Source organism: Deinococcus alpinitundrae, from assembly GCF_009982895.1.
Lineage (GTDB): Bacteria > Deinococcota > Deinococci > Deinococcales > Deinococcaceae > Deinococcus > Deinococcus alpinitundrae.
This window is the reverse complement of sequence record NZ_WXZL01000285.1, coordinates 1-267: the sequence shown is the minus strand read 5'-3', so window position 1 is coordinate 267 and position 267 is coordinate 1. Positions and strand designations below refer to the sequence as shown.

The 267-nt window shown below is 64.0% G+C and carries 1 pseudogene; it reads left to right on the top strand.

The features are described 5' to 3' along the window. Positions 1-42: 42 nt before the first annotated feature. Positions 43-267: pseudogene (locus GUI70_RS23415) on the top strand (hypothetical protein); the annotation flags it as partial.

Genomic DNA, 267 nt, shown 5'->3' with positions numbered 1-267 from the left:
CGTCCGGGTAGCGCAAGGTTTGCACCCGGCTCAACTTCGGCGTTGCCCGCAGCCGCGACCCGCAACCAAGCTCCGCGCATGGGACGTCAATGGCTCCACGCAAAACGTGCGATCGTTAACCTGAAGAAGGGTCAGGTCGTACAAAAGCTCGTCAAGGAAATCACCGTCGCCGCGAAGCTCGGCGGCGGCGACCTCGACGCCAACGCCCGGCTCTTCGCCGCGGTGGAGAAGGCGAAAAAGGCCAGCGTGACCCGTGACGTGATCCAG